Below are 20,182 nucleotides of genomic sequence, written 5' to 3' on the forward strand. Positions count from 1 at the left end.
GCCCTCGAAAACAAATCGTGTACCATTTTTAGATTTATCTGGAACAATCCAATAGTTTTTTGAGAACATCCGGTACTCCGCTGTGACCGTACGACCAAAGTGGGTCGCTAAACGACGTATTTAGTCTAATTTTCACAACCGCAAGTCATCATGTAGTATGCCAAACCGTGCACTACATAATGAAAATCTGAAAAAGCGCATTAGCTCCGCAGAGTGAGGCAAGCAATGACTGAACACGTTCAAGTCGGTGGCCTGCAGGTCGCCAAAGTCCTGTTCGACTTCGTGAACAACGAAGCCATTCCCGGTACCGGCATCACTGCCGACCAGTTCTGGGCCGGTGCCGACAAGGTTATCCACGACCTGGCACCGAAGAACAAAGCCCTACTCGCCAAACGCGACGATTTCCAGGCGCGGATCGATACCTGGCACCAGACGCACGCCGGCCAGGCGCATGACCCGGTGGCCTACAAAGCCTTCCTGCAAGACATCGGATACCTGCTGCCAGAAGCCGCAGACTTCCAGGCCTCGACCCAAAACGTCGACGATGAAATCGCGCACATGGCCGGCCCCCAGCTGGTAGTGCCGGTGATGAACGCCCGCTTCGCCCTTAACGCTTCGAATGCGCGCTGGGGTTCGCTGTACGACGCCTTGTATGGCACCGACGCCATCAGCGAAGCCGACGGCGCCGAGAAGGGCAAGGGCTACAACAAAGTGCGTGGCGACAAGGTCATCGCCTTCGCCCGTGCGTTCCTCGACGAAGCCGCGCCGCTCAGCGCCGGCAGCCACGTTGACTCCACCGGCTACAAGATCGTCGATGGCAAGCTGATCGTCAGCCTCAAGGGCGGCAGTAACAGCGGCCTGCGCGACGATGCGCAATTGATCGGTTTCCAGGGCCCGGCGGCCGAGCCGATTGCAATCCTGCTCAAGCACAACGGCCTGCACTTCGAGATCCAGATCGACGCCAGCACCCCTGTCGGCCAGACCGATGCGGCCGGCGTCAAAGACGTGCTGATGGAAGCCGCGCTGACCACCATCATGGACTGCGAAGACTCCGTTGCCGCCGTGGATGCCGATGACAAGGTGGTGATCTACCGCAACTGGCTCGGCCTGATGAAGGGCGACCTGGCCGAAGAAGTCGCCAAGGGCGGCAAGACCTTCACCCGCACCATGAACCCTGATCGCGTGTACACCGGCGTGGATGGCCAGGACGTGACGCTGCACGGCCGTTCGCTGCTGTTCGTGCGCAACGTTGGCCACTTGATGACCATCGACGCGATCCTCGACAAAGACGGCCACGAAGTGCCGGAAGGCATTCTCGATGGCCTGCTCACCAGCCTGGCGGCGATCCACAGCCTCAATGGCAACAACACGCGCAAGAACAGCCGTACCGGTTCGGTGTACATCGTCAAGCCGAAGATGCACGGCCCGGAAGAAGCCGCGTTCACCAACGAGCTGTTCGGTCGCATCGAAGAGGTGCTGAACCTGCCACGCAACACCCTCAAAGTCGGGATCATGGACGAGGAGCGCCGCACCACGGTCAACCTCAAGGCCTGTATCAAGGCGGCCAGCGAGCGCGTGGTGTTTATCAACACCGGCTTCCTTGACCGCACCGGCGATGAAATCCATACCTCCATGGAAGCCGGCGCGATGGTGCGCAAGGCAGCCATGAAGGCAGAGAAGTGGATCGGCGCCTATGAGAACTGGAACGTCGATATCGGCTTGAGCACTGGCCTGCAAGGTCGTGCACAGATCGGTAAAGGCATGTGGGCGATGCCCGACCTGATGGCCGCGATGCTCGAGCAGAAAATCGCCCACCCGCTGGCCGGCGCCAACACCGCCTGGGTGCCGTCGCCAACCGCTGCGGCGCTGCATGCGCTGCACTATCACAAGGTCGATGTATTCGCCCGCCAGGCCGAACTGGCCAAGCGCGAACGTGCCTCGGTAGACGACATCCTCACCATTCCCCTGGCCAGCAACACCGATTGGTCTGACGAGGAGATCCGCAACGAACTGGACAACAACGCCCAGGGCATCCTTGGTTATGTGGTCCGTTGGATCGACCAGGGCGTCGGCTGTTCGAAAGTGCCGGACATCAACGATATCGGCCTGATGGAAGACCGTGCCACCCTGCGTATTTCCAGCCAGCACATCGCCAACTGGTTGCGTCACGGTATCGTCAACGAAGCCCAAGTGATGGAAAGCCTCAAGCGCATGGCGCCGGTGGTGGACCGTCAGAATGCCGGGGATGCGTTGTATCGTCCGCTGGCTCCGGATCTCGACAGCAACATCGCGTTCCAGGCGGCGGTGGAGTTGGTGATTGAGGGGACCAAGCAGCCTAATGGGTATACCGAGCCGGTGTTGCACCGCAGGCGTCGGGAGTTCAAGGCCAAGAATGGGCGTTGAGTAACCGCTGAAAGGAAGAAAGCCCTGTTCGTGAGATCAGGGCTTTCTTCTTATTAGGAGGGCTGTCGATTAAAAACAAAAGTGGCTTCACCTGTGCCGTTAATCGTGAGTTCTTGCCCTTCAAATTCAAATTTCAAATTCACGTAGGTAATATAATTTATATACGTATCTAGGGGACCTGCCTCTTTGGAAACAACAAAAAATTTTCCAGACGTAGGCTTTATAAAATAAACACCTTTTTCGTCTCTATAATCGATGTTTCCTCGATGCATATCTTCATCTCGTGGAAAAGCGAACTCGTACGGCTCATCCCGCGGAAACAGCGTGTTCCCATACTCAGCTGTCAATGATCCTGCGTCTTTCATGATGACCGCAAAATGTCTCAAGCTCGCTCTTGTATCAGAAGATTTTAAAAAACGGGCCTTTCCATCCCTGAGAATTAGAATACTTGCGTCGCTATCTTGATCAGTAGGCTTTTGAATAGGCATAACGAGCTCCCTTGGAGGATATAAGGTCCTGGCTGAAGACCAGAACTCTCCAGCGCAGTACACTCGCTGATCACCTGTTTGCCTACTGTGAGAATTGACAGGTCAAACCCAAAAAAGATAAACGGTAGTCACTGCACCATCCCCAACTCCCGCTTCACCAACTTCGCCAACTTCACGCTGTCGATCGGCTTGAGCAAGAAATCCACCACGCTCAAATGCATCGCATCGATCACATCCGGCGCCTCCGCGTCCCCCGACATGATGATGATGGGCAGCGCCGCCCGGGTCGACTCACGCACCTGGCGAATCAACTCCAGGCCATTGCTGGGCTGCATGCGCAGGTCAGTGATCAGCAAACCGATGGAGCTGCTCGACTTCAACAGATCCCACGCTTTCTCACCACTGTCGGCGGTCATGCAGCGAATACCGTCCAGGCCCAGGATCTCGGCCAGCAGTTCACGCGCATCCTTGTCGTCGTCCACGATCAATACGCGTTGTGGCGGTAAATCAGGCTCCAGCATCACGGCGCTCAGCGCCTCGCGCTCGGCATCACTCAAAATATCGTGGTCGGACATACGTTTCTCAGCAATTCTCATCATCTCCCAGCACAGATGTCAGACATCGTCGGAAGGGCGAACAATGTGCACTTCGTCGGAAAGTTTGCCTAGTGGGCGTTCTACGGGGTTCGGACGATAGTCATGTAGGGTTTTTCCCTAGTTTTGTGCGGTTTTCATCAACCTAGACTTACGTCCAATGGGCACCCGCCGTGCAGGCGTCGACCATGCAGCACGATAACGACAAAAAACTGCGGTCACTGTTATGAGTAAAGCTGATGCATTCGCACAGGCAGGAAAAACTGCGGTGTTGCAGAACATCCACGGCACCCTGCAATTCCTGCAACGCTTCCCGCCATTCAACCAGATGGAGCAGGCGCACCTGGCGTTTCTGGTGGAACAGTGCCAACTGCGCTTCTACGGCCCCGGCGACAGCATCCTCAAACCCTCTGGTGGCCCGGTCGAGCACTTTTATATCGTCAAGCAGGGCCGCGTCGTCGGCGAACGACCTGATTCGGCCGACACCACCTTCGAAATCACCACCGGCGAGTGCTTCCCCCTCGCCGCGTTGCTGGGCGAGCGTGCTACCCGCACTGAACATAAAGCCGCCGAAGACACCTTTTGCCTGCAACTGAACAAGCCCGCGTTTATCAAGCTGTTCGCCCTTTCCAGTGCGTTTCGGGATTTCGCCTTGCGTGGGGTCAGCAGCCTGCTCGATCAGGTCAACCAGCAGGTACAGCAAAAAGCCGTGGAAACCCTCGGCACCCAATACTCGCTGAACACTCGATTGGGCGAATTGGCCATGCGCCACCCGGTCACCTGCAGCCCGTACACGCCGCTGCGTGAAGCGGTGACGCTGATGCACGAACAGCAGGTCGGCAGCATCGTGATTGTCGACCCGCACAAGGCGCCCCTGGGCATTTTTACCCTGCGTGATCTACGCCAGGTGGTGGCCGATGGCACCAGCGATTTCAGCCAGGGCATTGAAGCTCATATGACCCAGGCGCCGTTTTCCTTGAGCCCGGACCACAGCGCTTTCGACGCGGCCATCGCCATGACCGAACGGCATATCGCCCACGTGTGCCTGGTCAAAGACCAGCGCCTATGTGGAGTGGTGTCCGAACGTGACCTGTTCTCCTTGCAACGTGTGGACCTGGTGCACCTGGCCCGCACCATCCGCAACGCGCCCAGGGTGGAAAACCTGGTGGCGATTCGCGGTGAAATCGGCCAGTTGGTGGAGCGTATGCTCGCCCATGGCGCGTCGTCCACCCAGATCACCCACATCATTACCCTGCTCAACGACCACACCGTGTGCCGTGTGATCGAATTGACCCTCGCGGAAAAAGGCGACCCCGGTGTGCCGTTCAGTTGGCTGTGTTTCGGCAGCGAGGGTCGCCGCGAGCAAACGCTGTATACCGACCAGGACAACGGCATCCTGTTCGAGGCCAAGGACGCTGTCGAAGCCGCCGAAATCCGTGGCCGCTTGCTGCCCCTGGCGCAGCACATCAACCAGAGCCTGGCGCTGTGCGGCTTCAGCCTGTGCAAGGGCAATATCATGGCCGGCAACCCCGAGCTGTGTTTGTCGCGAGTGGAGTGGGCGCGGCGCTTCGGTGCGTTTATCCGTGAAGCAACACCGGAAAACCTGCTGGGCTCGAGCATCTATTTTGATTTGCGCGTGGTGTGGGGCGATGAGCGCGGCTGCGAGCAACTGCGCCAGGGCATTCTCGATCAGGTGGCGGATAACCGCTTGTTCCAGCGCATGTTGGCCGAAAACGCGCTGCGCCAGCGCCCGCCGGTAGGGCGTTTGCGCGAGTTCGTGCTGACCCGCAAAGGAGGCGAGAAGGCTACCCTGGATCTCAAGGTGCAGGGCCTTACACCATTCGTGGACGGTGCACGCCTGCTGGCACTGGCCAATGGCATCCACGCCAATAACACCCTGGAACGCCTGCGCCAGTTGGTGACCAAGGAAGTGATAGAGCCGCTGGATGGCGCGGCCTATGAAGAGGCCTATCACTTTATCCAGCAGACCCGTATGCAGCAGCACCAATTGCAGACCCGTGAAAACCTGCCCTATTCCAACCGCGTCGACCCCGACAGCCTCAACCATCTGGACCGGCGCATTCTGCGTGAAGCCCTGCGCCAGGCCCAGCGCCTGCAAAGCAGCCTGACCTTGCGGTATCAACTGTGAGTCTGTTCTGTTGGTGGCATAAGAAAAAACCTGGCCTGGATGCGGCGCAACAGCAGCGCCTGGCGCAATTGCCCAAGCCTCGCGCCTTGGGCGCCGGTTCGTTGCGCAGCCAGCGCTGGGTAGTGGTGGACCTGGAGACCAGCGGCCTGAACCTTAACCGTGACCAGGTGCTGTCCATCGGCGCCGTGGTCATCGAGGATGGTGCGGTGGATTTTTCCCAACTGTTTGAACGCACCCTGCAACGCACCGACACCAAACTCAGCCCCAGCGTGCTGATCCACGGGCTCGGCCCCAGCGCGATCGCTGCCGGCAGCGACCCGGCCGAGGCGCTGCTGGATTTCATGACGTTTGTCGGCGACAGCCCATTGCTGGCCTTCCATGCGCCCTTCGATCAACACATGCTGGGCCGGGCGCTCAAGGACAGCCTGGATTATCGACTGGCCCATCCCGTTCTGGATGTAGCCGACCTGGCTCCTCTGTTGTGCCCCGACGTCACGCTGCGCGAAGCCGGCCTGGACGACTGGCTCAACCACTTCAAGCTTCAAGCAGGCGAACGCCATCACGCCAGCGCCGACGCACTGGCCACGGCGGAGCTGATGCTGATCCTGTTCAGCCGTGCCAGGCAGCAGCAGATCGACACGCCCCATGCCCTGCAAGAGCGTTTGGCCCAATGGAAACGCCGTCAACAATCCCCTTCCCTGTAGGATTCGGTGCAGGGATCGCTCCCACGCTCTGCGTGGGAACGATCTCCCGACAGACGCCAATTGCACCCACCTCACGCCTCTGACAGAATCGCGAATAATTCTCGTTAGTTAAAGCCCCTTATTTATTCGGTGATGCCGTGTCGTCGGTCCAGACCCCACACAGTGAGCTTGTTGGCGCGTTGTATCGCGACCATCGCGGCTGGCTGTTGGCCTGGCTGCGGCGCAATGTGGCATGTCCAAGCCGCGCCGAAGACCTGAGCCAGGACACCTTCATGCGCCTGCTGGGCCGGGATGAGCTGCGCGAACCCCGTGAACCCCGCGCGTTCCTGGTGGCCATTGCCAAGGGCTTGCTGTTCGACTACTTCCGCCGCGCCGCCCTGGAACAGGCCTACCTCACCGAATTGATGCTGATCCCGGAAAGCGAACACCCTTCGCCGCAAGAACAGCACCTGATCCTCGAAGACCTCAAGGCCATCGACCGTCTGCTCGGCAGGCTGTCGAGCAAGGCTCGCGCCGCTTTCCTCTATAAACGTCTCGACGGCCTGGGCCATGCAGAAATCGCCCGGCGCCTCGGTGTGTCGGTGCCCCGCGTGCGCCAGTACCTGGCCCAGGGCATTCGCCAGTGCTACATCGCGCTGTACGGCGAGCCGTCGTGACCGCCGTCAGTGCCAAACCGGTGTCAGCGCGGGTGCTGGATGCCGCGATTGCCTGGCAACTGTCCCTCGACTCGGACGACGGCAGCGCGGTGGAACGCGAAGAGTTCGCCAAATGGCTGGCCAGCGATGAGGAACATGCCCGCGCCTGGCGACAATTGGGCATGCTCGACCAGCGTTTCAGCGTGGCCTCGGGCCCGGCGCGTGCGGCGTTGCTGCAATCGCGCCAAGGCATTCGCCAGCGCGTGCGCAAGCTGGGCCGTGGCCTGGCGAGTATCGTGCTGGTGTGCGGCCTGGCGCTGTTTGCCGGCGAGCGGTACGTGCCGATCCACTATTGGCTGGCCGACCAGCGCACCGCCACCGGCGAGCAACGCACGCTGAAACTGGCAGACGGCACGCAGATCAACCTCAACACCCATAGCGCCATTGATGTGCGCTTCGACGAAAAACGCCGGTTGATTGTGTTGCAGGAGGGCGAAATCCTCGTCGAAACCGGCCACGACGATGCGCGCCCGTTCTATGTGCAAACCCGCGACGGCAGGCTGCGAGCGTTGGGCACGCGGTTTGTCGTCAAGCGCGAAGACCAGGCTACACGCCTGAGCGTATTGCAGTCTGCGGTGGCTGCCCAACCTGAGGCGCTGCATCAGGAACAGGTGTTCAAGGCCGGCCAGCAGGTGCTGATGCGCAGCGACGGCCTGGGCCCGACGCTGGCTGTAACCCCGGCCTCCGATGCCTGGACCCGCGGCATGCTGGTGGTCGACAACGCCCGCCTGGGCGATGTGGTCAATGAACTAAGTCGCTACCGCGCCGGCTACCTGGGTGTGGATAAAGGCGTAGCCGACCTGCGCATCACCGGCAGCTTCCCGTTGCACGACACCACCCTGGCGTTGAACGCGCTGCTGCCGACCTTGCCCGTGCAGATCGAACAGCACACGCCATGGTGGGTGACCGTAGCTGCCAAACCTTGATCGTTTCCACGCTCTGCGTAACGATCAAAACACCCCGTCAAAAAAATAGTTTCACCCGGCCCTATCACTTTCCGCTTCTCGTTCGGCACCTAGGCAATTGAGAAATATTTCCATTCAGGAGCCGCCCTATGTCCCGAACGCTAGATACCTTGTTGCGCCCCAGCCTGTTAGCCCTGGCCATCGCCCTCGGCGCCCCGCTGACCAGCACCGCACTGGCCGCCGCTGAACAAGCCTCCAGCATGCGTGCCTACAACCTGCCGGCCGCGCCATTGGCCGCCACCCTGAACCAGATCGCCAGCCAGGCCGGCCTGGCACTGACCCTCAACCCGACACTCGCCGCCGGCAAGACCTCGGCCCCGGTCAAGGGCCAGTTCGATGCACAGGGCGCGTTGCGTGAAGCGTTGCGCGGTACTGGGTTGCAGTTGGAACAAAGCAGTGCGGGCACTTACACCTTGGTGCCGATTCCGGAAGGCGTCGTCGCCTTGCCGACGACCAATATCACCGGCCAGGACAGCTATGAGAGTGCTTGGGGCCCGGTGGAGGGCTACCTGGCAAAGCGCACCGCCGCCGGCACCAAGACCGACACAGCGTTGGTCGAGGCGCCGCGCTCGATCTCGGTGGCCACCCGCGAGCAGATGCAGGACCGTAACGTCCAGAACCTCGACGACGCAGTCAAATACATGCCCGGTATCGTGTCCGCCAGCTATGGCAGCGACACCCGTTACGACTGGTTGCGCGTACGCGGCTTCGAGCCGACGCAATTCCTCGATGGCCTGCCGCTGCCACGCGGGGTGTATGCCAACCCGAAAGCCGAAACCTGGAACCTGGATCGCCTCGCCTTGCTGCGCGGCCCGGCCTCATCGGTCTACGGCCAGACCCCACCGGGCGGCCTGCTGGACATGGTCAGCCGTCGTCCCAGCGCCGAACAGAGCAGCGCCATCCAGGTGCAATACGGCAGCGACAATTATCGCCAGATCAACTTCGCCAGCACCGGTAAGATTGACGACGAAGGCCAGTTTCTCTATGGCCTCAGCGGCGTGGTACGTGATGCCGGTACGCAGGTCGACCATATCGACAACAAACGCTACAACATCGCGCCCAGCCTGACCTGGAACATCGATACCGATACCAAGCTGACCTTGCTGTCGCAGTTCACCCGTGACGATACCGGTGCCACCAGCCAGTTCCTGCCGATAGTCGGCACCAAGATCAAGTTGCCACTGGGTGACGTTTCGCATCATAAGAACCTGGGCGATCCGGACTACGAGTTCTACGACCGTACCTATTACGCACTCGGCTACGCATTCGAGCACCGTTTCAACGATACCTGGCAGTTCAAACAGAATCTGCGTTACACCAAATCGGAATTGTCGTTCCAGCAATTGACCGTAGGTGCCTATGGCTGGGCGCCGGTCGACGCTGCGGGCAATATCAACCGCTCGTCGACCAACGTGGACGAGAACATCGGACAATTGGCAGTAGATAACAACTTTCAGGCCGACTTCGCCACCGGTGACGTCACCCATACCCTTCTGCTCGGACTGGACCACCAGCGTACCGATACCTCGTACTTGTCGATTTACGGGCTGGCCGGAAGAGTCAACATCTTCAACCCCGTCAACACCACGCCGGTTGAACGCCCCGCACGCTCCGGCGCTTTCTACGACTACAACCAGAAAACCATCCAGACCGGCCTCTACGTTCAGGACCAGATGGCTCTTGATAACTGGCGCCTGACCCTGGGCGGCCGTGAAGACTGGGTGCATCAAGGCACCACGTACTTCAACAAAAACGACGCGACCAATACTGACCGCAGCAAGAATTTCAGCGGTAATGCGGCACTGAGCTATGTGTTCGACTCGGGCTTCGTACCGTACATCTCCTACGCCGAATCGTTCCAGCCGGCGAGCAACGCCAGCGCTTCACCTACAGAGTCCTATAAACCCACCGAAGGTAAGCAGTGGGAATTGGGGATCAAGTACCAACCGCCGGGCTCGAACACGCTGCTCAGTGCCGCAGTGTATGACCTGACCCAGAAGAACGTTCTGGTCAGCAGTTTCCAGTCCGGTGGAGTGTCTGTCACCGACCAGACCGGCGAAGTGAAAGTCAAAGGCCTGGAGCTGGAAGCCATCTCTGACGTCACCGAAAACCTTAAGGTGATCGCGGCGTATACCCTGGCCAAATCCGAAGTGCAAAAAGGCGACTTCAAAGGCAACCGCCTGCAACTGATGCCCAACCAGCAAGCATCCCTGTGGACCGACTACACCTGGCACACCGGCGCGCTCGACGGTTTCGGCATTGGTTTTGGCGCCCGCTACACCGGCAATACCTACGGCGACCAGGCCAATACCTGGGCCGGCAAAGCCAACGCCTACACGGTGTTCGACGGCGCCGTGCACTACGACCTCGGCCGCCTGGACAACAGCCTCAAGGGTGCGTCGGTGAAAGTGAACGCGACCAACCTGTTCAACAAGGATTACATTTCCACCTGCGACGGTTCCTACTGCTACTTCGGCGACCAACGCAGCGTAGTCGCCAGCGCCACGTACCAGTGGTAATCGCTTGAGTTAACCACCAGGCCGTCACCGTGGCGGCCTTGGTGTGTCTGAAGGCTAGAAAATGAAAAGCAAAACCATCCGCCGCTGGTCCTTCATCCACACCTGGACCAGCCTGATCTGCACCGTATTCCTGCTGTTGCTCGCCCTCACCGGGCTGCCGCTGGTGTTCCACCATGAGATCGACCATCTGCTGGGCAATGAGCCCGAGTTGGCACAGATGCCAGCCGATACTCCCCGGCTCAACCTTGAGCAGCTTGTGACTAAAGCGCAGGCCCATCGTCCCGGCGAGGCCATGCAGTACCTGGCCTGGGACGAAGACGACAAGAACGGCGTGATCGCGATCATGGCGGCCACGGCCGGCACCGAGCCGAATTCTTCCCATACCTTCATGCTCGATGCCCGCACTGGAGAAGCGGTAGAAACACCATCGGCGAATGGCGGGCTGACCCTGTTCCTGCTGCGCCTGCATGTGGATATGTTTGCCGGCCTGCCGGGCAAGTTGCTGCTGGCACTCATGGGTATTCTGTTTGTGCTGGCGATTATTTCGGGCACGGTGTTGTACCTGCCGTTCATGCGCCGCTTGAAGTTCGCCACCGTGCGCCAGGACAAGTCCACCCGCCTGCGCTGGCTCGACCTGCACAACCTGATCGGCGTAGTCACCCTGACCTGGGCGCTGGTCGTGGGCGTGACCGGCGTGATCAGTGCCTGCGCCGACCTGCTCATCGCCGCCTGGCGCCAGGACAGCCTCAGCGCCATGATCGAACCCTACAAAAACGCCCCGCCGCTGACCCAGCGCGCACCGGCCACTGAGCTGCTGAGCATTGCCGCCAAGGCCGCGCCCAGTATGGAACCGGACTTTATCGCCTTCCCCGGTACACGCTTTTCCAGTGAACATCACTACGCCGTGTTCATGAAGGGCAGCACCCACCTGACTTCTCATCTGCTGACGCCAGTGCTGATTGACGCCAGCACCCTGGCCGTTACCGCCATCGCCGAACGACCGTGGTACATGGACGCCATGGGCCTGTCCCAACCGTTGCACTTCGGTGATTACGGCGGCATGCCGATGAAAATCCTGTGGGCGATGCTGGATGTGCTGACCATCGTCGTACTGGTGAGCGGGATTTACCTGTGGATCGTGCGGCGCAAGGCGGCCAAGGTATGAAGCCGCGCCAGTCGAATTTCTGGAAGGTGTTTGGCATACCGCTGGGCATTGGCCTGCTCAGTGCCGCAGGGTTGTTTGCGGCGTTGCTGGGGGATGGGTGGTGGGATTCGTTGAGTTGGGTCGGGCTCGGGATACCTGCAATGATGGGTGTATGGGGGTTGGTTAAGCGGCGCGGCTGAGGTCGCTATCGCAGGCAAGCCAGCTCCCACATTTTGACCTGTGAACACAGCCCAATGTGGGAGCTGGCTTGCCTGCGATAGGGCCCTCAAAAACAACGCGTCCCCCTCGCCAGGCACCGCACAACGCTCTAGGCTAGCCACAATTCACCTCGAGGAATGCCCATGTCCGCCCCCAGCATGACCTTGTTCCACAACCCCGCTTCACCGTTCGTACGCAAAGTCCGCGTGCTGCTGATCGAGACCGGCCAGCAGGACCGTGTGGCCCTGCACGCCTGCCTGCCGACCCCGGTCAACCCGGACGCCCAAGTGCTGCAAGGCAACCCCGTGGGCAAGATCCCGGCCCTGCGCCTGGCCGACGGTTCGGTCCTGCATGACAGCCGGGTGATCCTCGATTACTTCGACCACCAGCACGTCGGCAACCCGCTGATCCCCCGCGATGGCTCGGCCCGCTGGCGGCGCCTGACCCTGGCCTCGATGGCCGACGGCATCATGGATGCCGCCGTGCTGGTACGTTACGAGACTGCCATGCGCCCGGTGGAAAAGCATTGGCACCAATGGCTGGATGAACAGCGCAACAAGATCCGCCGCGCCCTCGCCGAGCTGGAACAGGACGCCATTGCCGAACTGACCAGCCATTTCGATATTGCCGCCATCAGCGTGGCCTGTGCCCTGGGTTACCTGGACTTTCGTCACCCGGACCTGCAATGGCGCACGGACAATCCCAAGCTCGCCGCCTGGTACGCCGAGATCAGCCAGCGGCCTTCGATGCTGCAGACCCAGCCGCCCATCTAAACCTTACCGCCGTCCACTGTGGGAGGGGGCTTGCCCCCGATTGCGGCGTGTCATTGGGCACATCTGTTTCTGAACCACCGCTATCGGGGGCAAGCCCCCTCCCACATTCGGCGGCGGTATAATTGAGGAAGTTGACCATCCTCACCTTCATCTGCTGGTCTTCGCGCAACCCAATCATTGCTCCTCCTCCACCTTGCGCTTGCCCACCCCATACCAATCCAGCCTGCGCGTCAGCACCATCACCGTGCCCAGCAGGCCAAACAGCAACAGCGAGCCCATCAGCAGCGCGTAATCCTCGGCACTCAGCAGCCCGTAAAGCAAGCCATACAATGCCGCCAGCCCCGCCGAGAACCCCAAGCCATGAGCAACGCTGCGCAGCACATGGCACACGTAAAAACCGATCAGCAGTACGCAGGCGCTGGCGGATATCAGGTACGCCAGAGCAAAGCCCACATGCTCGGATAACGACAACAGCAGCAGGTAGAAGAACGCCAGTGCGACCCCCACCAACGCATATTGGACCGGGTGCACGGCCAGGCTCTTGAGCACTTCGAACAGGAAAAAGCCGGCAAAGGTCAGGGCGATGAACAGCAGCGCATACTTGATCGCGCGGTCGCTCTTGAGGTACTGGTCCACCGGGTCGATGAAGTTCACGCCAAAGCTGCGGTTGGTAAAATCTTCACAGCCTTGCCCGTCCAGGCAGTTTTGCAGGGCCTGCTCCAGGTTGGTGGAGAAGAATGAAGTCTGCCAATCAGCGGTAAACCCTTTGTCAGTGACGTCACGTTGAGCCGGCAGGAAGTTGCCGATAAAACTCGGGTGCGGCCAGTTGGACGCCAGCGAAACTTGGCTGGCCTTGCCCACCGGCACCACTTGCAGTTGTTCGGTGCCTTGCAGGCGCAGGTCGAAGGCGAACTCCAGTACCGCAGGTTGCTTGCCGTCCTGCTCCGGCAACGTCACATGCACGCCCTCGCCCAGCCAGGCCACTTGAGAGCCCGGCGAAAACTCCAGACGTTGGTCACCCAGTTCCAGCTTCAAGGCATTTTCAATCCCGCGAATATCGCTGATGCCCACCGCCAGGAACGCCGGTTCAAAACGGTAATCGGCAAAGTTTTCCGTGATGCCCAACTGCGCAGGCAACTCGAAACGCCCGCTGATACGGTTGTCGGCGTGAAACAGCCGCGCCTGGTAGATGCCCCGTGAACGCAGTTCGGTTTGCACTTTGCCGTCAAGTTCAAAGCGGTCCGGCAGGAAATACAGACGCCCGCGCTCCTCACGGGTTTCTTCATAGCGTTTGTTGAGCTTTTCATTGAGCTTCCATTCGCGCACGGTCTTGCGATACGGCACCACCATGACCGGCCCGGCCAGGCGCTGGGCGTAGCTGGAACTGCGGGCAATGTCCATCAAGACGCCGTCGCGCAGTTGCTGGCGGTCGCTGATGATGCCGTTGATCATCAGCAACGGAATCAACAACAACAGGATCAGCAGCGCAATCGCGCCAAGTTTGAAAAGCAGGCTGCGGTTCATGGGTCTCTCCCTGTGTGAATGGGAGAGAGTCTGGGGAATACGTGTGGGGGATTTATGTGGGTAATGTGGAGACTGTGTGGAGATGCAGCACCGCTTGCACGCCGCCAGGCACATTGCCGATCTGCAACGAGCCGCCGTGCAGCTTCATCACTTCCTCGACAAAGTTGAGGCCCAGGCCGGTACTTTTGCGCCCGCTGGCCGGACGTGGCAACGAGTAGAAGCGCTCGCTCAAACGCGGCAAGGCGTAGTCGGGAATGGCATCGGCCTGATTGAACAGGCTGACTTGCACATCGTTATGCCGCACCTGCGCACTGAACCGCAGCGCACCACCGGGCGGGGTGAAATCCAGGGCGTTGTCCAGCAGATTGCCCAGGGCCTGGCGCAGCAGGAAGGGTTCGCCAAACACCTTCACGTCGGCGGCAATCGCCTGCTCGACGTGCAAGCCGACGCCTTCGATCCGCGCACACTGGGCCTTGAGTACATCCTCGACCAAGGCCGCCAGCGGGATGCTCGACTGCTCTTCAAGCCCCTGGCGTTGCTCCACCTGGGCCAGGTTGAGCAAGCGCTCGATCAACTGCTGCAGGCGCGCACTTTCGCTGTCGATGTTGCCGACAAAACGCTGCTGCTGCTCACGGCTCATATCGCCCTGCAACAGCTCCGCCGCGCCACGAATCGCCGCCAACGGACTTTTCAGTTCATGGGTCAGGGTGTGCACGTAATGCTCGACGTAAGCCTTGCCCTCCAGCTGCGTGCGCATGTGCTCCACGGCGGCGGACAACTGCCTCAACTCGCCGCCCCGATAATGGGGCAACTCGGCACGCCGCCCTTCGCTGACCGCCTCGGCGTAAGCCGTCAACCGCCGCAGCGCCACGCTCAACCACCATGACAACACAGCCCCCAGCAACAAGCCGAGCACCACCAGCCCGGCGCCGTACCACAGCAGGCGGCGCTCGGTGCGGTCCACATAGGGTTGCAATGAGCTGTTGGGCTTGGCCACGGTGACCACGCCGATAATCTGGCCGTTATCGCGAATCGGCGCGCCCACGTGCATCACAGATGAGGCTGGATCCTCCACAGCGCTGCGGGTGGAGCGCGCACCGTATTCGCCGCGCAGGGTCAGGTACACGTCGTTCCATTTCGAATAGTCCTGGCCCACCGCTTCGCCCGTGGAGTCGAGCAGCACCGTACCCTTGGCATCGGTGACGTAGATGCGGTGGTTGACCTGGTTTTTCGGCAGGCCCCAGATCGTCGCTCCCGGCTGGCGGCTGCCATAGGCCTTGAGCAGCGCCGGCCAATGACTCTGGCCGAGAGTGCCGTTCTTCACATCCTCGCGCAGGATTTCAGCCAGCAGGTTGGCGGTGTCGACCAGGGTTTCTTCGGTGGACTGGCGCACGCCGGGACGGATTTCCTTCATCACTGTATTAAGCACAAAGTAGCCGGTCAGGCCGATAAACAGCGCATACACCAGGAAGATCCGCAGCCCCAGGCGCATCAGCCGTTGCTCGGGCTGTAGCTGTAGCCGAGGCCGCGGTGAGTCTGGATCGGCTCGGCGTCCGCCGCCACGCTGCGCAGTTTGCTGCGCAGGCTCTTGATATGGCTGTCGATATTGCGCTCGTAACCCGCATCGGCCGGCACACCCACCGCGTCCAGCAATTGTTCGCGGCTGAACACGCGCTCGGGTTGTTCCAACAGGCTTTGCAGCAGGCGGAACTCGTGGCGCGTAAGGCTCAAGGGTTGTCCGCGATAGTTGATCTGCATGCGCTCCAGGTCGACCTGGAACTGCGTCGGCGCCACGCCCGGGCCGACCCGCTTGAGGATCGCCCGGACTCGCGCCGCCACTTCCCGTGGGCTGAAGGGCTTGACCACATAATCGTCGGCACCGATTTCCAGCCCTACCACCCGATCAATCTCGGCATCCCGGGCACTGAGGAACATCACCGGCACTTCACTGAAACGACGCAGTTGCTTGCATGTTTCAAAGCCGGTGATGTCCGGCAGGCCGATGTCGAGGATGATCAGGTCGGCCGGGCTCTGGCGCTGATGCTCCAGCGCAGCCTGGCCAAGGGTCAGCCAGGTGGTGGTGAAGCCATCGCCTTGCAAGACAAAGATCAGCGTGTCGGCTATCGCCGCTTCGTCTTCGACAATCAGGATGTGCGGCATGGGTTCAATCAGCAGTCCGGTTTGTCGGCAGTGTAGCGACGTGCCGGGTTCACCGCCGCGCCAAATTCACGCAGGGCCTTGGCGCCGATCAGCAGCGGATAATTGAAGCTGCTGCGGTCGGTGAGGTTGACCTCGACGGTGCGCTTGACGTTGCCCAGGCACATTTCCAGATCGACTACCGGGCGCTTGGCCACGGCAGGTTCGTCCTTGTCATCGTCTTCGTCGGCACGGCTCTTGATCTTGCTGATGCGCGACACCTTATGCTCGTAGACCTTGTTGCCGGCGTCCTTGCCGCCAAGGCGGAAGCGCACCCAATCATCGCCATCGCGGGTGAAGGTCTCGATGTCCCGGGCCGACAATGAGGCGGTCAGCGCGCCGGTGTCCATCTTAGCCTTGAAGGTTTCGCCGATCTCCGGCAACTGAATGTATTCATAGCGACCGTAGAGGGTCGGTTCAGCGGCCATGACCGGCAGGGCCACTAGAGCTAGGGAGGCAAATAATAGTTTCACGAAGTGAGGTCCTCGGAAAGAAGTAGGCGGATTCTAGACCGCAAACGCGGCACTTAGTTAGTGACTGCCACCCTACACGGCACATTGTGAAACATTCGTCCGCTGATTTGCGATTTGGCCTCTAGACTGACCTTGCTTATCATGGCCCGCCCACAAGATTCCAAGAGTTATTTATGCGCCGCCTGCTCACCGGCTGTTTTGTCACACTGCTGCTATTGCTCAACACCCTGGTGCTGTTCGGGCCGCTGATGGTGTTTGCCCTGCTCAAGCTGATGGCTCCGGGTCGCTTTCGCGACTACATGTCCTGGGCGGTGATGTGGATCGCCGAGACCTGGGCCGAGATCGACAAGCTGATCTTTTCGCTGTGCATCCCGACCCAATGGGATATACGCGGTGGCGATGACTTGCGCGGTGACACCTCCTACCTCGTCATCAGCAATCACCAATCCTGGGTCGATATCCCGGCGCTGATCCAGACGCTGAACCGGCGCACGCCGTTCTTCAAATTCTTCCTGAAAAAAGAATTGATCTGGGTGCCCTTCCTCGGCCTGGCCTGGTGGGCGCTGGACTACCCGTTCATGAAGCGCTACACCAAGGCGTTCCTGGCCAAGCACCCGGAACTGGCGGGCCAGGACTTGAAGATCACCAAAGAGGCCTGCGAGCTGTTCAAGCGCCAGCCGGTCACGGTGGTCAATTACCTGGAGGGCACGCGGTTCAGCGAGGCCAAGCGCAAGCAACAGGCTTCACCGTTTAACCGGTTGCTCAAGCCCAAGGCGGGCGGCGTGGCATTTGTGCTGGCCGCGATGGGTGAACAGCTGGACGCGGTACTCGACGTGACCGTGGTGTATCCGCAACAAAAGATTCCAGGGTTCTGGGACTTGATCAGTGGCGCGGTGCCGAAGGTGATCGTGGATATCCGCACCCGCGAACTGGACTCGGCGTTGTGGCAGGGGGATTACGAGAACGATCCGGCGTTTCGCCAGACCGTCCAGAGCTGGGTCAACCAGCTCTGGGGGGAGAAGGATCAACGTATTCAGGAACTTCTCAAATGAAAGCCGCAAAGTGGGTAGGGGTATTTAACCCTACTGTTTCTCAAACCTGAGACCTTATGCTTTCGCGCAGAGCATCTCGTACCTGCTTAAGGCCGTCAGCCAAAGAAGTATTCTCAAAAAGGGACTGCAAAGCCGAGCGCAAATGGGCCGATGCCTGAGAAATATCTCCTCCAGCGGCCTGAGTGTCCAGCAGCTGCTTGAGGTTTGAAATCGCTGCGTTAGCGTCAGTTTGCACAGCTGAGTTCGAGTTTTCCCAGGCGTTGCGCTGCGCTTCGGATGCCTCGAACTCTACTGGCTGGCCGTCCTTACCCTTTACAAGGTCTACGCCGCCTTCAGGGAGCGCTTTTCCGGCCGGCCACTCTTGGGCTGGGGTAACCACTTTTGGCTGACCGTCCTCACCCTTTACAAGGTCTACGCCGCCTTCAGGGAGCGCTTTTCCGGCCGGCCACTCTTGGGCCATGGCATGGGTAGATCCCAGGAATTGTTGCAGCCCAGCCATCAGGTTATTAAGTGCCCGCTCAGGGTTCGACCCGTTGGCTACGGATCCCAGATCAACGCGCAAGTTCTGCAGTAAGTTCGCGTTCAATCCCAGGTTATGGGTATTGGGCTCAGCCTTGGTGGTCGGCACCGTGTTGCCGAGCAGATTGTATTGATTATGGAGCATGTGCTGCAGCGAATTAACGGAAGTCATCAGGTCACCACTCAGTTAGTTGATTACCCTTCAAACGCACTAATGTGGTGCTGCAAAGGGTACTACTGCGTGGCACTCAGACTTCCTACAGTTCCGGCCGCTTAGATACAAACTATTTCGCCCACAACTCATCACGAAGGATGGCTTGGAAATAGTTATAGGAAACGCAATCCCTTGGAGGAAGGGCGATTAACCGCTGGTGGGCGCTGGATTATCCGTTCATGAAGCGCTACACCAAGGCGTTCCTGGTCAAGCACCCGGAGCTGGCGGGGCAGGAACTACCGTGCTTTGCACAAAGCTCACACAACCGATATTACAAATTAAAAATAGCGACCCTGAACGGATCGCCACTTATTTGCGTGCTGCAATACAGTCAACACATTATGTTTGATCTGACGAGTATTTCGTATTTTTTTCCAGCTTCTCCTGCAAGCTGGTTTGTCGCGGAGGGAGACTCTTGTCCGCTACAGTGTCAGGCCAGGTCGACGAGCGGCCAAACCCGCAGTCGGTAGGCCGAGCTTCCTTCGGAAACCAGTTAGGATACTTGGAGTAGAGGCCCGGCTCTCCACTGCCCTTACTCGATACGTCAGGCAACTTGGGTGGCATATCCTGACCCGGGTAAAAGGGTGGTGCGAAAGGTGGAAAACTGTTTCTAATTATACTCATAAGATAATTTCCTATAGCGAGTTAGAGTAACTCCCGGCCCTACCAGCCCTGGAGGTCCACCACTTGTGTGGCGAACCTAACTCCGTGGTTCCAGCAAGAGTGCTACTGAATCTAACGCGGTGCCCGAGGTCACCATCGATATACAGAAGCGTCCGTCAGCACCGCGAACGTACCGCCTTGCCTGCCGACGCAGTGGGCACTATTAAGTCAGTCGGTTTTCACCTCAGGCAGCAACAAAGTAATGCTGCGAAGGTTACTACTGCGTAGGAAGGGCGATTAATTGCTGGTGCCCCAAGCTTGGGCCAGCTTGCCCAGTACTGAACTGTCGGCACCCTGCCCGCCCAGGTACTGCAGGATCACCGGCGCAAACTGGCCGATCATGCCGCTGTCCATACCCAGGGCGCTGAACGCGGTGTTCAAGTCGCTGGTGTTTTTCACGTTACCCAACAGGCCGTCGAGGCCGCTGGTCTTGCTGCCACCGGTTTGGCCGAGCATGCCGCTCAAGGCGCCGAGGCTACCCAGTGCGTTGTTACCCGACAGCTGAGCGAGGCCTGGAACGCTATGACCCAGCTGCGAAAAGTCGTTGCCGCTCAGTTTGTTTTTCGCCAGGCCCAACATGGCTCCCGTGCCGCCCACCGCCTGCTCGGGGGTAATGTTCAGTTGCGAAGTCAGGGCGCTGAGCAAGCCAGCTGTCTCAGACGACGGTGCAGCGGCTGCGGCCTTGTTGTTACCGCCTTGCATGCCTGAGATGGCATTGGCCGCATCGCCAAGGCTGAAGCCTGCGGCGAACACCGGGCCGGTGGCCACGGTCAACAGGCAGGACAGGGCAAAACCGCGTGAAATCTTCATCAAGACAACCTCTGAATGTGGGAGCAAAAGCAGGCGTTGGACTGGGTATCTCGTCGGTTGTTCCAGGGCCACCCTGGAA

Annotated in this window: 18 protein-coding genes and 1 pseudogene; 11 read left to right on the forward strand and 8 right to left on the reverse strand. The window is 59.8% G+C overall.

The window, feature by feature from the left end; genetic code table 11:
* Window positions 1-225: 225 nt before the first annotated feature.
* The gene (locus TU73_RS21830) at window positions 226-2,403 is read left to right on the forward strand and encodes a malate synthase G (RefSeq protein ID WP_057013951.1); all 2,178 of its coding nucleotides are present in this window, start codon (window positions 226-228) and stop codon (window positions 2,401-2,403) included.
* Between the two features lie 53 nt (window positions 2,404-2,456).
* On the opposite strand, the gene TU73_RS21835 is transcribed toward TU73_RS21830, so the two are convergent.
* Window positions 2,457-2,891: a hypothetical protein gene (locus TU73_RS21835; RefSeq protein WP_057013952.1), complete on the reverse strand. Its 435-nt coding sequence runs from the start codon at window positions 2,889-2,891 to the stop codon at window positions 2,457-2,459.
* A 128-nt stretch (window positions 2,892-3,019) separates the two neighbouring features.
* Window positions 3,020-3,466, reverse strand: a complete 447-nt coding sequence (locus tag TU73_RS21840) for a response regulator (RefSeq protein ID WP_057013953.1) — start codon at window positions 3,464-3,466, stop codon at window positions 3,020-3,022.
* 244 nt (window positions 3,467-3,710) lie between these two features.
* Here TU73_RS21840 and TU73_RS21845 point away from each other — a divergent pair, with 244 nt between their 5' ends.
* The 8 genes from TU73_RS21845 to TU73_RS21880 all read left to right on the forward strand — a co-directional run bounded on the left by TU73_RS21845 (window position 3,711) and on the right by TU73_RS21880 (window position 12,652).
* Window positions 3,711-5,633, forward strand: coding sequence for a putative nucleotidyltransferase substrate binding domain-containing protein (locus TU73_RS21845; RefSeq protein WP_057013954.1), 1,923 nt, complete (start codon window positions 3,711-3,713; stop codon window positions 5,631-5,633).
* A complete protein-coding gene (locus tag TU73_RS21850) occupies window positions 5,630-6,337 on the forward strand; it encodes a 3'-5' exonuclease (protein ID WP_057013955.1) in 708 nt (235 codons plus the stop codon). Before TU73_RS21845 ends, TU73_RS21850 begins: the two co-directional genes overlap by 4 nt.
* 137 nt (window positions 6,338-6,474) lie before the next feature.
* Window positions 6,475-6,993, forward strand: a complete 519-nt coding sequence (locus tag TU73_RS21855) for an RNA polymerase sigma factor (RefSeq protein WP_057013956.1) — start codon at window positions 6,475-6,477, stop codon at window positions 6,991-6,993.
* Entirely contained in the window at window positions 6,990-7,958 is a 969-nt protein-coding gene (locus TU73_RS21860; RefSeq protein WP_057013957.1) for a FecR domain-containing protein, read from the forward strand. Before TU73_RS21855 ends, TU73_RS21860 begins: the two co-directional genes overlap by 4 nt.
* 128 nt (window positions 7,959-8,086) lie before the next feature.
* Entirely contained in the window at window positions 8,087-10,516 is a 2,430-nt protein-coding gene (locus TU73_RS21865) for a TonB-dependent siderophore receptor (RefSeq protein WP_057013958.1), read from the forward strand.
* A 61-nt stretch (window positions 10,517-10,577) separates the two neighbouring features.
* The gene (locus tag TU73_RS21870) at window positions 10,578-11,681 is read left to right on the forward strand and encodes a PepSY-associated TM helix domain-containing protein (RefSeq protein WP_057013959.1); all 1,104 of its coding nucleotides are present in this window, start codon (window positions 10,578-10,580) and stop codon (window positions 11,679-11,681) included.
* Window positions 11,678-11,860 carry a hypothetical protein gene (locus TU73_RS21875; protein ID WP_057013960.1) on the forward strand — a complete coding sequence of 61 codons (183 nt, stop codon included), beginning with the start codon at window positions 11,678-11,680 and terminating at the stop codon, window positions 11,858-11,860. The genes TU73_RS21870 and TU73_RS21875 overlap by 4 nt, the downstream gene beginning before the upstream one ends.
* Window positions 11,861-12,022: 162 nt before the next feature.
* Complete coding sequence (locus TU73_RS21880) at window positions 12,023-12,652, forward strand: glutathione S-transferase (RefSeq protein ID WP_057013961.1); 630 nt, start codon at window positions 12,023-12,025, stop codon at window positions 12,650-12,652.
* A gap of 174 nt (window positions 12,653-12,826) precedes the next feature.
* Here TU73_RS21880 and creD read toward each other — a convergent pair whose 3' ends face one another.
* From creD to rloA2, 4 genes are read right to left on the reverse strand one after another with little or no spacing between them, the layout of a single operon-like run.
* Window positions 12,827-14,176: a cell envelope integrity protein CreD gene (gene creD, locus TU73_RS21885; RefSeq protein WP_057013962.1), complete on the reverse strand. Its 1,350-nt coding sequence runs from the start codon at window positions 14,174-14,176 to the stop codon at window positions 12,827-12,829.
* Between the two features lie 52 nt (window positions 14,177-14,228).
* Window positions 14,229-15,668: a two-component system sensor histidine kinase CreC gene (gene creC, locus TU73_RS21890; protein ID WP_057013963.1), complete on the reverse strand. Its 1,440-nt coding sequence runs from the start codon at window positions 15,666-15,668 to the stop codon at window positions 14,229-14,231.
* A complete protein-coding gene (creB, locus tag TU73_RS21895) occupies window positions 15,668-16,336 on the reverse strand; it encodes a two-component system response regulator CreB (protein ID WP_057013964.1) in 669 nt (222 codons plus the stop codon). Before creB ends, creC begins: the two co-directional genes overlap by 1 nt.
* Window positions 16,337-16,344: 8 nt before the next feature.
* Window positions 16,345-16,845, reverse strand: coding sequence for a retropepsin-like aspartic peptidase RloA2 (gene rloA2 / locus TU73_RS21900; RefSeq protein WP_057013965.1), 501 nt, complete (start codon window positions 16,843-16,845; stop codon window positions 16,345-16,347).
* Window positions 16,846-17,018: 173 nt separating this feature from the next.
* On the opposite strand from rloA2, the gene TU73_RS21905 reads away from it, so the two are divergent.
* Entirely contained in the window at window positions 17,019-17,897 is an 879-nt protein-coding gene (locus TU73_RS21905) for an acyltransferase (RefSeq protein ID WP_057013966.1), read from the forward strand.
* 40 nt (window positions 17,898-17,937) lie between these two features.
* Here TU73_RS21905 and TU73_RS21910 read toward each other — a convergent pair whose 3' ends face one another.
* Window positions 17,938-18,588 (reverse strand): hypothetical protein, encoded by a 651-nt coding sequence (locus tag TU73_RS21910; protein ID WP_057013967.1) that lies wholly within the window; start codon window positions 18,586-18,588, stop codon window positions 17,938-17,940.
* A 197-nt stretch (window positions 18,589-18,785) separates the two neighbouring features.
* Here TU73_RS21910 and TU73_RS29670 point away from each other — a divergent pair.
* Window positions 18,786-18,864: pseudogene (locus TU73_RS29670) on the forward strand (hypothetical protein); the annotation flags it as partial.
* 666 nt (window positions 18,865-19,530) lie between these two features.
* On the opposite strand, the gene TU73_RS21915 reads toward TU73_RS29670, so the two are convergent.
* Window positions 19,531-20,103 (reverse strand): DUF2780 domain-containing protein, encoded by a 573-nt coding sequence (locus TU73_RS21915; RefSeq protein ID WP_057013968.1) that lies wholly within the window; start codon window positions 20,101-20,103, stop codon window positions 19,531-19,533.
* Between the last annotated feature and the right edge of the window lie 79 nt (window positions 20,104-20,182).

Source organism: Pseudomonas libanensis (assembly GCF_001439685.1).
In the GTDB taxonomy this organism is placed as follows: domain Bacteria; phylum Pseudomonadota; class Gammaproteobacteria; order Pseudomonadales; family Pseudomonadaceae; genus Aquipseudomonas; species Aquipseudomonas libanensis.

What these genes read in the sequence shown, in the direction of transcription:
- TU73_RS21870 (WP_057013959.1), top strand. Translation starts at nt 10,578, where the DNA reads ATGAAAAGCAAAACCATCCGCCGCTGGTCCTTCATCCACACCTGGACC.
- TU73_RS21915 (WP_057013968.1), bottom strand. Translation starts at nt 20,103, where the DNA reads ATGAAGATTTCACGCGGTTTTGCCCTGTCCTGCCTGTTGACCGTGGCC.
- creC (WP_057013963.1), bottom strand. Translation starts at nt 15,668, where the DNA reads ATGCGCCTGGGGCTGCGGATCTTCCTGGTGTATGCGCTGTTTATCGGC.
- creD (WP_057013962.1), bottom strand. Translation starts at nt 14,176, where the DNA reads ATGAACCGCAGCCTGCTTTTCAAACTTGGCGCGATTGCGCTGCTGATC.
- TU73_RS21910 (WP_057013967.1), bottom strand. Translation starts at nt 18,588, where the DNA reads ATGACTTCCGTTAATTCGCTGCAGCACATGCTCCATAATCAATACAAT.
- TU73_RS21905 (WP_057013966.1), top strand. Translation starts at nt 17,019, where the DNA reads ATGCGCCGCCTGCTCACCGGCTGTTTTGTCACACTGCTGCTATTGCTC.
- TU73_RS21830 (WP_057013951.1), top strand. Translation starts at nt 226, where the DNA reads ATGACTGAACACGTTCAAGTCGGTGGCCTGCAGGTCGCCAAAGTCCTG.
- TU73_RS21880 (WP_057013961.1), top strand. Translation starts at nt 12,023, where the DNA reads ATGTCCGCCCCCAGCATGACCTTGTTCCACAACCCCGCTTCACCGTTC.
- TU73_RS21845 (WP_057013954.1), top strand. Translation starts at nt 3,711, where the DNA reads ATGAGTAAAGCTGATGCATTCGCACAGGCAGGAAAAACTGCGGTGTTG.
- creB (WP_057013964.1), bottom strand. Translation starts at nt 16,336, where the DNA reads ATGCCGCACATCCTGATTGTCGAAGACGAAGCGGCGATAGCCGACACG.
- TU73_RS21865 (WP_057013958.1), top strand. Translation starts at nt 8,087, where the DNA reads ATGTCCCGAACGCTAGATACCTTGTTGCGCCCCAGCCTGTTAGCCCTG.
- TU73_RS21875 (WP_057013960.1), top strand. Translation starts at nt 11,678, where the DNA reads ATGAAGCCGCGCCAGTCGAATTTCTGGAAGGTGTTTGGCATACCGCTG.
- TU73_RS21840 (WP_057013953.1), bottom strand. Translation starts at nt 3,466, where the DNA reads ATGTCCGACCACGATATTTTGAGTGATGCCGAGCGCGAGGCGCTGAGC.
- TU73_RS21835 (WP_057013952.1), bottom strand. Translation starts at nt 2,891, where the DNA reads ATGCCTATTCAAAAGCCTACTGATCAAGATAGCGACGCAAGTATTCTA.